The 15,662-nt window shown below is 57.9% G+C and carries 12 protein-coding genes; 1 reads left to right on the top strand and 11 read right to left on the bottom strand.

Going from position 1 to position 15,662, the window contains the following annotated elements:
- Position 1: 1 nt before the first annotated feature.
- From nifV to nifH, 11 genes are all read right to left on the bottom strand, one after another.
- Positions 2–1,147 carry a homocitrate synthase gene (gene nifV, locus BN2591_RS03745; protein ID WP_086869134.1) on the bottom strand — a complete coding sequence of 382 codons (1,146 nt, stop codon included), beginning with the start codon at positions 1,145–1,147 and terminating at the stop codon, positions 2–4.
- A gap of 9 nt (positions 1,148–1,156) precedes the next feature.
- Positions 1,157–2,350: a cysteine desulfurase NifS gene (nifS, locus tag BN2591_RS03740; protein WP_086869132.1), complete on the bottom strand. Its 1,194-nt coding sequence runs from the start codon at positions 2,348–2,350 to the stop codon at positions 1,157–1,159.
- A 32-nt stretch (positions 2,351–2,382) separates the two neighbouring features.
- Entirely contained in the window at positions 2,383–3,207 is an 825-nt protein-coding gene (gene nifU / locus BN2591_RS03735) for a Fe-S cluster assembly protein NifU (protein ID WP_086869130.1), read from the bottom strand.
- A 206-nt stretch (positions 3,208–3,413) separates the two neighbouring features.
- On the bottom strand, positions 3,414–3,872 hold the full coding sequence (locus BN2591_RS03730; RefSeq protein WP_086869128.1) for a NifB/NifX family molybdenum-iron cluster-binding protein: 459 nt from the start codon (positions 3,870–3,872) through the stop codon (positions 3,414–3,416).
- Entirely contained in the window at positions 3,859–5,244 is a 1,386-nt protein-coding gene (nifN, locus tag BN2591_RS03725) for a nitrogenase iron-molybdenum cofactor biosynthesis protein NifN (protein WP_086869126.1), read from the bottom strand. Before nifN ends, BN2591_RS03730 begins: the two co-directional genes overlap by 14 nt.
- Before the next feature lie 10 nt (positions 5,245–5,254).
- Positions 5,255–6,628, bottom strand: coding sequence for a nitrogenase iron-molybdenum cofactor biosynthesis protein NifE (gene nifE / locus BN2591_RS03720; protein ID WP_086869124.1), 1,374 nt, complete (start codon positions 6,626–6,628; stop codon positions 5,255–5,257).
- Positions 6,629–6,783: 155 nt separating this feature from the next.
- Complete coding sequence (locus BN2591_RS03715) at positions 6,784–7,446, bottom strand: NifB/NifX family molybdenum-iron cluster-binding protein (protein ID WP_086869122.1); 663 nt, start codon at positions 7,444–7,446, stop codon at positions 6,784–6,786.
- Between the two features lie 11 nt (positions 7,447–7,457).
- Entirely contained in the window at positions 7,458–7,676 is a 219-nt protein-coding gene (gene nifT / locus BN2591_RS03710) for a putative nitrogen fixation protein NifT (RefSeq protein ID WP_017456748.1), read from the bottom strand.
- A 40-nt stretch (positions 7,677–7,716) separates the two neighbouring features.
- Positions 7,717–9,279: a nitrogenase molybdenum-iron protein subunit beta gene (gene nifK, locus BN2591_RS03705; protein WP_086869120.1), complete on the bottom strand. Its 1,563-nt coding sequence runs from the start codon at positions 9,277–9,279 to the stop codon at positions 7,717–7,719.
- 55 nt (positions 9,280–9,334) lie between these two features.
- Positions 9,335–10,783, bottom strand: coding sequence for a nitrogenase molybdenum-iron protein alpha chain (gene nifD, locus BN2591_RS03700; RefSeq protein ID WP_017456750.1), 1,449 nt, complete (start codon positions 10,781–10,783; stop codon positions 9,335–9,337).
- A gap of 16 nt (positions 10,784–10,799) precedes the next feature.
- Positions 10,800–11,681, bottom strand: a complete 882-nt coding sequence (gene nifH, locus BN2591_RS03695) for a nitrogenase iron protein (RefSeq protein WP_017456751.1) — start codon at positions 11,679–11,681, stop codon at positions 10,800–10,802.
- 368 nt (positions 11,682–12,049) lie between these two features.
- Here nifH and nifJ point away from each other — a divergent pair, with 368 nt between their 5' ends.
- Complete coding sequence (gene nifJ, locus BN2591_RS03690) at positions 12,050–15,562, top strand: pyruvate:ferredoxin (flavodoxin) oxidoreductase (protein ID WP_086869118.1); 3,513 nt, start codon at positions 12,050–12,052, stop codon at positions 15,560–15,562.
- Positions 15,563–15,662: the final 100 nt, after the last annotated feature.

Genomic DNA, 15,662 nt, shown 5'->3' with positions numbered 1-15,662 from the left:
TTTAGCTCCTCGCCAGGTGCGGCGCGCTTGTGCCACACAGTGTGGTGTAAAGCGCAATCAGTTCATCGTCTTGCGGTATGCGTTTGCTGCTTTCCGCCACGCGGCGAATGGCGGGTAACAGCAGGTCGACTTGCAGGGCGTTAAGGTGGTAGCCCAGCCGGGTAAACACGCCTTCCACGGCCTGTCGTCCGGAGTGCTTACCGAGCACCAGCCGGTACTCACGCCCGACGAGCGCCGGATCAATGGCCTGGTAGCTTTCGCGATCGCGCAGCAGGGCGGCGACATGCACGCCGGATTCATGGGTAAATACCTGTGCGCCAATCAGCGGCTGCTGTGGGTCAATGGGGCGTCGGGCGGCATCGGCGACCTGCTGGCAGAGCGACGGTAATTGCGTGAAATCCAAACCGCTATCCAGCCCGAGACAGCGGTTCAGACCGAGCGCGACGGTTTCCAGCGCGGCGTTACCGGCGCGTTCGCCAAGCCCCAGCACGGTTGTATTCACACTAGTGGCTCCGGCGCGAACCGCTGCCAGCGTATTGGCGGTCGCCATGCCGAGATCGTTATGGGCATGCATTTCAATTTCACCGGGCCAGCATTGACGCAGGGCGCTGATACGCTGAGCGGTGATGAAGGGATCGAGCAGGCCGAGGGTATCGGCAAAACGCACCCGCTGTGCGCCTGCGCGGCTGGCGACGCGGGCAATCTCCGCTAAGGTTCGATCGCTTGCGCGTGATGCGTCCTCACAACCAATACAGACCTGTAACCCCTGCTGTCGCGCGTGGGTAATCAGCGTAGCCAGCTTATCGAGCACCATTGGCAGCGGTTCGCGCAATTTGTATTGCCGCAGTTTGTCGGAGGCGGGCAGCGAGATATCCACCCAGTCCATGCCGAGATCGGCGCTCTGGGTGATTTCGTCGGTGTTCATGCGACACCAGGCCATTAACGTGGCGTCAGGCAGTTGCTGACGCACGTGTCGCATCCGCTGGCGTTCTTCGCGGCCCATCGCCGGGGTGCCGACTTCCAGCGCAGTCACCCCGGCGGCAAACAGCGCTTCGGCAATGGCGATTTTCTCGCTGGCGCGAAAGGCAACACCGGGGCTCTGCTCGCCGTCGCGCAGCGTGGTGTCATTGATCAGTACCCTGGACATATCGCCGCCTTAGCCGTAAACCGGCGTAAAGGTGGCGGATGTCGGGCCGTCCTGCCAGTACGGTGAAAGCGCGCGCAGACGGGTAATAATGGCTGGCAGCGTCTCGATCACATAGTCGATCTCTTTTGCCCGCGTATAGCGCGAGAGTGAAAAACGAATACTGCCATGCGCCGCCGTATAGGGAATGTTCATCGCCCGCATCACATGCGACGGTTCCAGCGAGCCTGAAGTGCAGGCGCTACCGCTGGAGGCGGCGATCCCCGCCTGGTTGAGAAGCAGTAAAATGGCTTCCCCTTCGATAAACTCGAACGCCAGGTTCGCCGTGCCGGGGACGCGGGGTTGATCGCTTCCCATCACCATGACGGACGGCACCTGTGTTACCAGTTCGTTTTGCAGGCGATCGCGCAGGCTGGCAATGCCCACGCTACCCGGCAGGTGTATCTGCGCCAGTTCGCATGCCGCCCCCATGCCGACAATCCCGGCGATATTCTCCGTACCAGCACGGCGACCACGTTCCTGATGCCCACCGCGCAATAGCGGTCGAAAGCGGGTGCCACGGCGCAAATAGAGGCAACCCACACCTTTTGGCCCGTGCAATTTGTGCGCCGAGCAGGAGAGCATATCGATCTGCGTGCGGGCGATATCCAGCGGGATTTTGCCCACCACTTGTACCGCGTCGCAGTGAAACAGCGCGCCATATTCCTGCGCCATAGCGGCCATCTCGATAACCGGAAACAGCACGCCGGTTTCATTATTCGCCCACATCACGCTGACCGCCGCCACACGCGTGCTCAACGCGCGGCGATACTGTTCCATATCCAGTGCGCCACTGCTATTCACGCCAATACGATGGATAAGGTAGCCCTGGCGTTCCAGATGTTCGCACACGGCGAGGGTGGCCGGATGTTCAACGGCGGTGGTAATAATTTCCCGGCGCTCCGGCATCAACTCAACGCAGGCGTGCAGTGCGGTGCTGGTGGCCTCGGTCGCACAGGAGGTGAAGATGATTTCGCTACTGTGATCGGCACCCAGCAGCGCGGCGACTTGCTGGCGTGCGCGTTCAAGCGCCGCGCGGGAGGGGGTGCCAAAGTCGTGAATCGACGACGGGTTACCGTAATGTTCGGTTAAGAATGGCATCATCGCTTCCAGCACCATCGGGTCGATTCGGGTGGTGGCGTTATTGTCCAGATAGACCTGTTTCATATTTTCTCCCCCATCGGGTGACATGTGGTGGCTCAGGCGGCCACGACGTCCATATAAAAGCCGGTACGCTCCATCAGTTTTTGCTGTAGCCAGGCAAGCGTCATGTCGGTCATCATGCAGCCGCTGCAACTCCCGGAAAGGCTGACGGTGACGGTGTGATTGTTGACGCTAAGCAGCGACATATCGCCGCCATCGGCCTGGATATGCGGGCGTAATTCGGTGATCGCATCGACAACTTCCTGCCAGTGCGGATCGTTTTGTGTGGCGATAGCCGTAGCGGCCTGCGGGTGTTGGGCGAGAATATCGGCCAGCGCCAGTTCAATTTTTTCATGGCACGCGGTGCAGCCGCCGCCCGCTTTGGTGTAGTTGATCACCTCCTCAAGGGTGGTCAGGCCGTTGCTTAACACTGCCCGGCGAATTTGCCCCTCATCTACGCCGAAGCATTTGCAAATCAGCGCGCCTTCTTCGTGTTCATCGATCAGCGTTTCGCCACGGTAGTGGGCAATCGCCGCCCGCAGCGCCTCCTGACCCATCACCGAGCAGTGCATTTTTTGCGGCGGCAGGCCATCAAGGTAATCTGCAATCTGCTGGTTGGTCACCTGCTCGGCCTGCGCCAGCGTGCGCCCGATAATCAGCTCGGTGAGGGCGGAAGAGGAGGCAATCGCGCTGCCGCAGCCAAATGTCTGAAACCCGGCTTCGAGGATGGTTTCACTTTGCGGGTCCACGCGAAGCATCAGCCGCAGCGCATCGCCACAGCTTAACGATCCCACATCGCCCACGGCGTTGGCGTTATCCACGACCCGCGCGTTACGGGGATTAAAAAAATGATCTTTCACTTTCTCGGAGTAATTCCACATGTGCCTGGCTCCCAGGAGAGATGACGGAAAGCGCCGTGGCGCATTTCACCGCCTCAATCAACGGCGGGTAATGACAACCAAGCAAAAGCAGTACCAGAAGAGAAAAACGTTCTGTTTCAATGAGGTAGGTTAATGTGCCAACATAAAACCCGGCGCTGTGTCGCGATTTTATGTTGGCTTTGTCACACAACCGACACGGCGTGTGGCTAACCCTCATCCTCTTCCTGCCAGGTTTGTTCCTGGAGCATGCGGGCGAAGCGTTGCGGGTTGCGGGCGGTTTTGCGCTGCTCTTTGTCATACCAGTAGTGCTGAATTTCCTGCAACAACCCGGCAATGGTAGTCGCTTGCGGCACGCGAACCGCGCGTACGCCGATTTGCAAAAGCTGGCGAAAAACCGCTTCACCAATCGCCACGCAGTAGAGCGTGACGCAATCTTCCAGCGCGTGAATGCGACAATCGAGCTTCTCTTGCTGGTGCCCGGCGAGCACCGAAAAATCCACCACCCGCAACAGCGTGACCTCGCGTTGTTTCACGCCATAGATCACTAATTTTGGCGTGGCGCCAAAATGTTGATCCACATGGTGAAAATCCGAACTGGCAAAGGCGACTTTCATTGACCATTCGCCCTGGCAAATGGTGCTGAACTGACGATTAACATGCGGCATACCGATCTCCTGGCGTAACGTTGTCGCCGAAGCGCTGACGCAGCGGCGAGCGGTAGGTTGCAAGCGGGCGATGGCGTTCGCGCATCACATTCGCCAGCTCAAACAGCGTGTCACGAATGCCGCTATACCCCTGGCGCAGCCGACGAAATTCCCCCAGCCGGTCATACACCGGAAACCCGGCGCGGATAAGCGACATATCAAACTGCGTGGCGAGATCGGCGGCATGAGAATTGGCCACCAGTAACGCGGCGGGCGTCGCGCAAAGCCGATCCTGCATATCTTCCAGATCGCCGATGACCACCGTTTCAACCGGCAGATTTTGCAACCCCGGCTGGCTGACCGGCGCGACAATCGGGCCGGGGATCATGCCCTGGCTGCGGGCAAAATCGCACCATGCCGCCAGATGATCGCCTTCTGCAGCCATGGCGATAGCCGCGCCCTGCAACCACATATGGCAATCGATCATCGCATCCTGCACTTGCCCGCGCTGGCGCTCAATCCACGCGGGAACATCGCGCCCGGAGAGGGTTTTCAGGCGATGGATAAAGGTGTCGCACGCATCAAGCGTCATCAGATGCGGCAGGGCGATCACCTCGCCACGGCTGCGCTGCGCCAGTAACGCTGCTGCACGCCCCAGCGAGTGGCCAATCACGAAGGTGGCCAGGTTTTGCCCCATCTGTTCAATCATGCGCAGCGGTGTTCCCCCCTGGGTGACGGGCGAAAAATCACCGTTTGCCAGATGCCCGTCCAGCGACAGCGACAGATCCGGCACGATCACCGGTTGCAGACCGAAGGCTTCCACATAACTGCGTAACAGCTCGATATCGCCCGGCGTCAGCAAATGGCTGACCAGCAGGTTGACGCGACGGTTGCGCAGGCTGGCGGCGGGCTGCGCGGGCACCCACTGTTCAATCATGCTTTCCAGCACGGCGCTGTAACCGTTTTCCAGCGAGCCGTAGAAATCCGGGGTGTTGACGGTGAGCAGCGCCACGTTTTTATGCCGCGGAAAGTCATCACGAAACTGGCGCACCACCCGCGAAATATCGCTGCCCTGGGCTTCTGACAGCCCGGTGCTGAGCAGCACGATGGCTTTCGCGGCATTGCGCTGGCAGAGAACATTGAGCGCGGTAAAAATGTTTTCATCGGCGCCCATAATGGTGGAAGTCGGGTCCATCGCCGTCGATTGCAGCGGGATCGGGTCGTGAAAATGTTGAATAAAGAACACTTTCGCGAACGCGCTGCACCCCTGAGCGCCGTGTACCAGCGGTATGCACTGTTCGAAACCCAGGCTTGCCAGGATCGCCCCCAGCGGCTGGCCGCTTTTTATCGGGCTCACCGCCAGCGGTTTTTTACTACGAACAATATCAGCCATTGAGAGCTCCTTATTGCCACGGGGCGCGGGCATGTGTTTGCGGCCAGACCGGGCTTTCCAGCGTCTGACAAAGTTGTTCGGCAAGCGTGATGATGCCGCGATAACCGGCAAACGCGTGTTCACGCTCCTGGTTGATATCCAGAAAGGGCAGACGCGCTTTATAGGCGGTGTACATGTTGCGCCCGCCCGCGATCATCATGTCGGCTTTGTAGCGATAGACCACATCCAGCAAGGCGCGGGCATTGCCTTCATCCAGCATGATGGCGTCATCGCCCATCAGTTCACGGATGCGCTGTTTATCATCTTCGGTGGATTTGCGCGTTCCGGTAGCAACGACCGTCATGCCGAGATCCTGCAGTGCCGAAACCACCGACCAGGATTTCACGCCACCGGTATAGAGCAGCACTTTCCGGCCGCGTAACCGTTCACGCAGCGGTGCCAGCGCCTGTTCTGTGGCTTGCTCTTCACGTGCGATCAGGCGTTCGGTTCGCGCCATTAAATCGCTATCGCCGGTGAGTGTTGCCAGCTGGCGCAGGGCATCGGAGGTGGCGCGAACGCCATAAAAACTGCCTTCAAACCAGGGTGTGCCATAACGTTGTTCGAGCGATCTGGCGACATTGATCAGCGCCCTGGAGCACACCAGCATATTGACCTGCGCGCGGTGCAACGTCTGGATCTCGGCAAAGCGCCCGTCGCCGGAAAGGGAGCCAAGGACGCGAATACCCAGCTCATCAAGCAGCGGCTGGATATGCCAGAACTCGCCGGCGATGTTAAATTCGCCAATCAGGCCTATGTCATGGCGGTGCGCCGGGGCAAAAGGTGTATTGTCCGGCCACGGCGCGGGTTCGCGCCCGCCGATAACTTTTTTCACCATCACCTCGCCCGCGAGGCGGTTACCCAGGTTTTTGCTACCGTAAAAACCGGCCACATCTACGGCAATCACGGGCACACCGGTGGCGGTCGCGGCGGCCTGGCAGACCGCGTCAATGTCATCGCCTTCCATAGCCGGAACGCAGGTGTTGTAAATAAATACCGCCGCCGGGTGATAGCGCTCGACAATATGGCGCACCGCGTGAAACAACCGCCGCTCGCCGCGCCCCATGATGACATCCTGTTCGTTCAAATCAGTGGTGAATCCGAGTCGGTTAATCAGCGGGCCAGAACTCAGGCTGCCACGGTTATCCCATGAGCTGCCGGCGCAGCCAATCGGGCCATGTACCAGATGCGCCACATCGGAAAGTGGCAGCAGGGTGATCTGTGCGCCGTCGAAGGCGCAGCCTCCGGCGGTGGCGCCGGGTTTTGGCGCGCTACAGCCGGTTTTCTGTTTATGGTTATGCTCGCAGGCTGGTTCATCGAGCAGAGCCAGGATGTCGTTCCCCTTCATCATCACCTCATTTTCTGCTTGGGTTAGGGGGAAAAGTGCAAATCGCAAGCCAGAAAAGAGTGATTGATTTGTAAGGAGAAAGTGTTGTGCGCTTTGTGACAAAGCAAACAATTGGCGCAATGCCCACGCAAAAAAACGCCCCCTGAGGGGGCGGTTTAAAATACCCGCGCTTCCAGCGGATTCGCGCGTTCAAGCCGTTTCGCCAGCCACGGCGGTAACGGTCCGGCCAGTAAGTTCTGGATGGCGGCGCACTGGGACAAAATGGTATTGCCCGGTGACACTTTCATCGGGTGAATATGATGACGAATCAACCGTGCGGCCGCCGGGCCGCCGATCGCTTCACAAAACAGCAAATGGCAGTCGTGGAGTAACTGCGCGCGGATTTCATTCGGTTCCTGATTTTGCGGGTGAGAAGGGTAGCGGCGCAGGTCATGTAGCCAGCCGCCCTGGTCATCAAACCCGTAAATAAAGAAAAGGCGTCCCTGGCCGAAATGACCATTAATGGTAAGCCCATCCTGCGAGCAGAAGGCCGCTATCAATTGCGGACGGCGGGTTTTGCCCGCCTGCACCTGCAAATGCGCCGGCAGTTCGCCGCGCAGACAGGCTTTTACCCGCGCCCAGCGGCCGTTTGACATCAGGGCTTCCGCATAGGGGAAATGGGCTTCCAGTTGCGGTAATTCGAGTGCGGCCAGCCCATCGGGTGTCAGCACTTCATCGCTGCTGTGGGTAAGCCACGCCATGATTTGCGCTGGCTGCAGCTCCGGCAGGCACTGAAACAGCGCCAGCATCCGCCAGAACAGCGTATCGTTGTCGGACATTGCTCACCTCCTTATACCTGCGCGTCGCGGGTGGCGCGCAGGCTGAGCGGAAAAGCAGGGCGGCCGGGTTGCAGATTGACGTAATAACGGCGTCCCCCTTCAAGTTCAAGCGCGCCGCCCCAGTGTTCCGGCGTGTCATGTTCAACCTGTAATACGCGGGCTTCCAGATCCTGTTTTGCGATATAGCAGTACAGATCCGCGCCGCGCTGGCGAAGAATAATGACCGGCATAGAGCCTCCCGGGCCCCGCGTGGCGCGGGGCGTTTGATGGTTAACGGATAAGATCGAAGCTGTAGTCGGTTTTGCCGAGCTTGATGGTCTCTTTGTCCACTTTCTCCAGTACCGCATTCACCAGCGTCGTGAGAATGCTCATCGCGCCCTCGTAGCCCCAGGTGGTCTGGCGGTGCAGATGGTGACGGTCGAACAGCGGAAAACCGAGGCGGATCAGCGGGACTTCAAACTGTTCGCCCTTGGCTAAGGTGTCGCGCTGAATAAACTTGGCGTACGAGTTGCCAATCATAAAATCCGGCTGGCGGGTGAACATCAGCGAGCGGAAATGCCACAAGTCGCAGTTGATAAACACTTCGCTCTCCTGGCCGTACGGTGAAGCATCGAGCATTTTCTTCATCGCTTTTTGCCAGCGTTTGTTACCGTTATGGCAGAGGATGACGGCAGGTTCACAGCCCAGTTCCAGCAGGAAGCGGGTCAATCCCATGACAAAATCCGGATCGCCAAACAGACCGAATTTTTTACCGTGTAACCAGGTGTGGGAGTCGAGCATCATATCGACCAGCCGCCCGCGCTCAAGCGCCAGCGAATCGGGAATGGCTTTGCCGGTTAACTGGCTAATCGCCATCAACAGTTCGTCTGTGCCTGCCAGCCCGACGGGAATGGCAACCTCGGTGGCGGGCTGATTCCACATCTCCTGCACCACTTTTTTGCTTTTCACCAGCTGCCACGGTTGCAGCAGCAGAGTGTCGATGGCGTCCGGTGCCTCGCGCATCTCTTGCTGCGTCGTACCGCCCGCGTACATCTGGTAATGGCCGTTGGCGGGGGTGTCCAGCACCTCCGACGGATCGGAGAGCACACTCGCCTGCACCTCCATTTGTTCCATCATGCGTTTCAGCACGCGGAAATTGCCGAGATAGGTTTCAAACCCGGTCACCAGGTTCAGGCGGGAAAGTTTACCGGGCTGTGGCTGATGGTTTGCGGTAAAGGTACGGGCAAAACCTTCAAACATGTTGTCCCAGCCGGTGATATGGCTACCGATAAAACTGGGGGTGTGGGCGTAGGGCACGGGGATGGCGGCATCGAGAAAACCATCTTTTTTGGCGTTGGCGATAAACGCCTGTAAATCATCGCCGATCACTTCCGCCATGCAGGTGGTAGAGACGGCGATAATCTCCGGTTTATACAGCGCGCTGGCGTTTTGTAATCCGGTATTGAGGTTGTTATTCCCGCCGAACACGGCCGCGTCTTCCGTCATCGAATCCGACACGCAGGCCACCGGCTCTTTAAAGTGGCGGTTAAAGTACGTGCGGAAATAGGCCACACACCCCTGTGAACCGTGCACATACGGCAGGGTGTTGGCAAACCCCAGCGAACAGAGCACCGCTCCCAGCGGCTGGCAGGCTTTAGCCGGGTCGATAGTCAGCGCTTCGCGTTTGAAGTTCAGCGCTTCGTATTCCGGGGTGGTGGTCCATTGAAACACCTCCTGCACCCGCTCCGGCGAGTGTGCCTCTTCGAGTGCCCGTTTACCGGCAAATAGTGTCTGGTAGGCGTCCTGTTCAAACAGGGGATGGCAATTCTGTATTTTCTCAGCAGTCTGGCTCATGGTGTTCTCCTCCCGCGCCACAAATCGGTGAACAGACGGGATAACAGGATAAAAATCAGGCGGATTTAAGCCACGGCGCGGTCAACTGACCCCAGGCGGGGTTGTTGAGCGTCATATCCATATCGCGGGCGAAGATGGCGAAGCCGTCATAGCCGTGGTACGGGCCGGAGTAATCCCAGGAGTGCATCTGGCGAAACGGCACGCCCATTTTCTGAAAGATGTACTTCTCTTTGATGCCGGAACCGATGAGATCCGGTTTCAGCGCGTTGACAAACGCCTCCAGCTCATAGCTACTGGCGTCATCAAACAGCAGCGTGCCCTCTTTCAGATCCGGCAGGGTGCGGTCGTAATCGTCGTTATGACCAAACTCATAACCGGCGGCGATGATCTCCATTCCCAGATCTTCATAGGCGCCAATCACATGGCGCGGACGCAGCCCGCCCATATAGAGCAATACTTTGCGACCCTCCAGACGTGGGCGATATTTGGCGATAATGGCGTCGTTCTGCGCCTGGTATCGGGCGATCACCGCTTCGGCGTTGGCGCGAATGGTGTCGTCGAACAAGTCGGCGATTTTGCGCAGCGATTCCGCGATTTTCGTCGGGCCAAAGAAGTTGTATTCCATCCACGGAATACCGTGTTTCTCCTCCATATGGCGCGAGATGTAGTTCATCGAGCGGTAGCAGTGCACCAGGTTCAGTTTGACGAACGGCGTGTTTTCCATCTCCACCAGCGTACCGTCGCCGGACCACTGCGCGACCACCCGCAACCCCATCTCTTCGAGCAAAATGCGCGAGGCCCAGGCATCACCACCGATGTTGTAATCGCCGATGATCGCCACATCGTAAGGGGTGGATTCAAACGGTTTGCCTTCGCGGTTATCCAGCACCCAGTCGCGGATCACATCGTTGGCAATATGGTGACCGAGGGATTGCGACACGCCGCGAAAGCCTTCGCAACGCACCGGAATAACCGGTTTGTTGATCGCTTTGCGGCTGGCGTTCGCCACGGCCTCAATATCATCGCCAATCAGGCCGACCGGGCATTCCGACTGAATCGAAATGCCTTTGGTCAGCGGAAACAGTTCTTCCAGCTCTTCAATCAGTTTGGCGAGCTTTTTGTCGCCGCCAAACACAATATCGCGCTCCTGGAAATCGGAGGTGAAGTTGAGTGTGCCGAAACTGTCCACGCCGCTGACGCCGGTATAGTAGTTACGCCGCCCGGCGCGGGAGTACTGCCCGCAGCCGATTGGGCCGTGGGAGATATGCGCCATATCTTTGATTGGCCCAAATACCACCCCTTTTGACCCGGCATACGAGCAGCCGCGCACAGTCATCACGCCCGGCTGCGATTTGCGGTTAGAGATGATGCACTTGCCGACGCTCTCCTGCTCCGGGTCCGTCACCATCATGTGTTTTCTGCGCTCTTTGCGCGTCTTTTCCGGGAAAACCTCCAGCACCTGCTCGATGATTTCCAGGTTACGTTCGCCTGTTGCATTGCTCATGGATATGCTCCTGTGGTCAGACGGCGTTTTCTTCGGCGGCGGTTTTACCAATGATGCTGGCGTCTTCCACATCCATAATGCCGAACTCCATCAGCAGTTCTTCCAGTTCATCCATGGTGCAGGGGGTTGGCACCACCATTTTGGTGTTGTTGACGATTTTGCTGGCAAGGCTGCGATATTCGTTGGCCTGATTGCAGGTCGGGTCATATTCGATAACCGTCATACGGCGAATTTCCGCACGCTGCACAATGTTGTCGCGGGGAACAAAGTGGATCATTTGCGTGCCGAGTTTTTCCGCCAGCGCAATGATGAGTTCATCTTCGCGGTCGGTCTGGCGCGAGTTACAGATCAGCCCGCCGAGGCGCACTTTACCGGATTTGGCATATTTCACGATGCCTTTGGAGATGTTATTGGCGGCGTACATCGCCATCATTTCTCCGGAGCAAACGATGTAGATCTCCTGCGCTTTGTTTTCACGAATCGGCATGGCGAAACCACCGCATACCACGTCGCCCAGCACGTCGTAGAAAACAAAATCCAGATCCGGCACGTAAGCGCCTTCTTCTTCGAGGAAGTTAATCGCGGTGATCACGCCACGACCGGCACAGCCCACACCTGGCTCCGGGCCACCGGATTCCGCGCAGCGCACGCCGCCGTAACCGATTTGCAGCACGTCTTCTAATTCCAGGTCTTCGACGGAGCCGACTTCGGCGGCCATCTCCATAATGGTGTTCTGCGCTTTCGCATGCAGGATCAAACGCGTGGAGTCGGCTTTCGGATCGCAGCCGACAATCATGACTTTCTTACCCATCTCCGCCAGCGCGGCGACCAGGTTCTGTGTGGTGGTCGATTTACCGATCCCACCTTTGCCGTAAATGGCGCATTGACGCATGGTCATGGTGTTTCTCCTGTTGGTTATGTGTTTGCCACATCACCTTGTGCAGGGAACATACCAGCCATGCCATATTGGTTAATCTTTTGATTCTTATGGGTTTACGGTTTTGTCGCTGCGAAGGGAAGGAACAAAGAGTTCACAATCACCTGACCAATTGTACGAAACAGCACAATTCTGTTTGCGGTCGTGGCCGCCCGCCACGGCGTGACACTTTGTCGGCAGTTCAACAAGCTGTCGCGTCCGCTGTCTTATTCCCCGCAATCCCTTTCCGGCTCCGGTCACTAATTGCTTGTATTAAATAAAAAAACTGAGATGGCACAGGCTGTGCAATAGCGAGGGCATTATCACCTCTTAGAACCGAGGAACGAGCAATGTCCGGAAAGATGAAAACGATGGATGGCAACGCAGCGGCAGCCTGGATCTCCTATGCCTTTACCGATGTCGCGGCGATTTACCCCATTACGCCCTCCACGCCAATGGCGGAAAACGTCGATGAGTGGGCGGCGGCGGGTAAAAAAAACCTGTTTGGTCAGCCGGTCCGTTTAATGGAGATGCAGTCGGAAGCGGGGGCAGCAGGCGCGGTACACGGCGCGCTGCAGGCCGGGGCACTCACCACCACCTACACCGCGTCGCAGGGATTGTTATTGATGATCCCTAATCTGTACAAAATCGCCGGTGAACTGCTGCCCGGCGTGTTTCACGTGAGCGCGAGGGCGCTGGCGACAAATTCGCTGAACATTTTTGGCGATCATCAGGATGTGATGGCGGTGCGCCAGTGCGGCTGCGCGATGCTGGCAGAGAGCAATGTCCAGCAGGTGATGGATCTCTCGGCGGTGGCGCATCTGTCGGCAATCAAAGGTCGTGTGCCGTTTATCAACTTTTTCGACGGGTTTCGTACGTCACACGAGATCCAGAAAATCGAGGTGCTGGAGTATGACGAACTGGCGCCGCTGCTGGATAACGATGCGCTGAACCGCTTTCGCCGCAATGCGCTGAACCCGGAACATCCGGTGATCCGCGGGACGGCGCAAAACCCGGATATCTACTTCCAGGCACGCGAAGCGGCTAACCGCTATTACGATGCCTTGCCGGAAATTGTCGAAAACTATATGGCGGAGATCTTTGCCCTTACCGGGCGGGAATACCATTTATTTGATTACTACGGCGCGGAAGATGCTGAACAAATTATTGTGGCGATGGGGTCGGTGTGCGACACCATTTCGGATGTCGTGGACGCCCTTTGCGATAGCGGTGAAAAAGTCGGCCTGCTGACGGTGCATCTGTTTCGCCCGTTTTCACTGGCGCACTTCTTCGCCAGAATCCCGCCCAGCGTGAAACGCATCGCGGTGCTCGATCGCACCAAAGAACCCGGTGCGCAGGCCGAGCCGTTATGCCTGGATGTGAAAAACGCCTTTTACCACCATGATAACGCGCCGTTAATTGTCGGCGGGCGCTACGGGCTGGGCGGTAAAGATGTGCTGCCGGGAGATATTGTCTCGGTGTTTGAAAACCTGAAAAAACCGCTGCCAAAAGATGGCTTTACGCTGGGTATTTATGACGACATCACCCACACCTCGCTGCCGCTGCCTGCCTGGGACGTAGAGGTTTCACGCGAGGGGATCACCGCGTGCAAATTCTGGGGGCTGGGATCGGATGGCACCGTCAGCGCCAATAAGAGTGCGATTAAGATAATCGGTGACAACACGCCGATGTATGCGCAGGCCTATTTTGCCTATGACTCGAAAAAATCCGGCGGCATTACCGTATCGCATCTGCGTTTTGGCGAACGCCCCATCACCTCGCCCTATCTGATTAATAAAGCTGATTTTATTGCCTGTTCGCAGCAATCGTATGTCGATAAATATGATCTGCTGGAGGGGTTAAACCCCGGCGGGACATTTCTGCTCAACTGTACCTGGTTTGGCGAAGAGCTGGAGGCACGTCTGCCCAATGCGATGAAGCGCTACATTGCCCGCCAGGGGGTGCGCTTTTATACCCTCAATGCGGTGGACATCGCCCGCAGGCTGGGGCTGGGCGGGCGTTTTAATATGCTGATGCAGGCGGCGTTTTTTAAACTGGCAGGTATTATCGAACCGCAAACGGCGTCGGCTTATCTGAAGCAGGCCGTCGAGAAATCTTACGGGCGCAAAGGCCAGAAAGTGGTGGATATGAACAATGCCGCTATCGATCTCGGCATGGAGGCGCTGCAGGAGGTGATGGTGCCGGAGCGCTGGGCATGGCTGGAAGATAATGCCAGCGAGGATAAGCGCCTGATGCCGGACTTTATTCGCGATATCCTTGAGCCCATGAATCGCCAGTGCGGCGACAAATTGCCGGTCAGTGCTTTTATTGGCCGGGAAGATGGCACCTTCCCGCCCGGCACCGCCGCCTGGGAGAAACGCGGTATCGCCATGCAGGTGCCGGTCTGGAACCCTGAAGGCTGCACCCAGTGCAATCAATGTGCGTTTATTTGCCCGCATGCGGCGGTGCGCCCGGCACTGCTGGACGAGGCCGAACGGCAAGCCGCGCCGCTGGCGCTGTTGAGCAAACCTGCGCAGGGGGCGAAAGGGTATGAATACCATCTGGCGATTTCGCCGCTGGATTGCTCCGGGTGCGGTAACTGCGCGGATATCTGCCCGGCAAAAGGCAAGGCGCTGACCATGCAACCGCTGGAGAGCCAGCAGGCGATGGTGCCTGTCTGGGATCACGCGTTAGGTTTATCACCCAAAGCCAATCCCTTCAGCAAAACCACCGTCAAAGGTAGCCAGTTTGAGACGCCGCTGCTGGAGTTTTCCGGCGCGTGCGCCGGGTGCGGAGAGACGCCGTATGCACGGCTGGTCACGCAACTGTTTGGCGACCGGATGATGATCGCCAATGCCACAGGCTGTTCGTCAATCTGGGGAGCCAGCGCACCGTCCATTCCGTGGACAACAAACCATAAAGGCCAGGGACCGGCGTGGGCGAACTCGTTGTTTGAAGATAACGCCGAGTATGGCCTTGGCATGATGCTGGGCGGTCGCGCAATACGCGAACAGATCGCCAGCGATGCGCAAAAAGCGCTGGCGTTACCGCTCGGTGCCGATCTTGAGCAGGCGCTGCGCCAGTGGCTGGAGCATAAAGATCTTGGCGACGGGACGCAGGCGCGCGCCGGGCAGCTCAGCGCGTTACTTGAACAGCAGAAGGGCGATGATCCGCTGCTCAACCGGCTCTATCAAAACCGCGACTATTTCGCCAAGCGATCGCAGTGGATTTTTGGCGGCGACGGCTGGGCGTATGACATTGGCTTCGGCGGGCTGGATCACGTGCTGGCCTCCGGTGAGGATGTCAATATTCTGGTGTTTGATACCGAGGTTTACTCCAATACCGGCGGGCAGTCGTCAAAATCAACCCCTGCGGCCGCCATCGCCAGATTTGCCGCTGAAGGCAAGCGTACGCGCAAAAAAGATCTCGGCATGATGGCGGTTAACTACGGCAATGTGTATGTCGCGCAGGTGGCGATGGGCGCGGATAAAGCCCAGACATTGCGGGCGCTTGCCGAGGCGGAAGCCTGGCCGGGGCCGTCGCTGGTGATTGCCTATGCCGCGTGCATCAACCACGGGTTAAAAACCGGTATGGGATGCAGTATGCGTGAGGCGAAACGGGCGGTCGACGCGGGTTACTGGCATTTATGGCGTCATAACCCGCAACTGCTGGAAAAAGGGAAAAACCCGTTTATTCTCGACTCCGACGAGCCGGAAGAGGATTTTCGCGAGTTTCTGCTCGGCGAAGTGCGCTATGCCTCGCTCGAACGCATCTCACCTTCACTGGCTGAGCAACTGTTTGCACAAACTGAACAGGATGCGAAGCAGCGTTTTGCCCACTATCAGCGGCTGGCGGGAGAGTAAGACGATAAAGCCCGGCGGCGGCACGTCTGCCGGGCTGATATACACCCGCAGCAGGGGTTGCGGATAACGCAGACAACATTTTCCTGCCTGCACGCGTTGG

Origin of the sequence: Kosakonia pseudosacchari, assembly GCF_900184035.1 — a bacterium.
In the GTDB taxonomy this organism is placed as follows: Bacteria; Pseudomonadota; Gammaproteobacteria; order Enterobacterales; family Enterobacteriaceae; genus Kosakonia; species Kosakonia pseudosacchari.
This window is presented reverse-complemented; position numbering and strand designations above follow the sequence as displayed.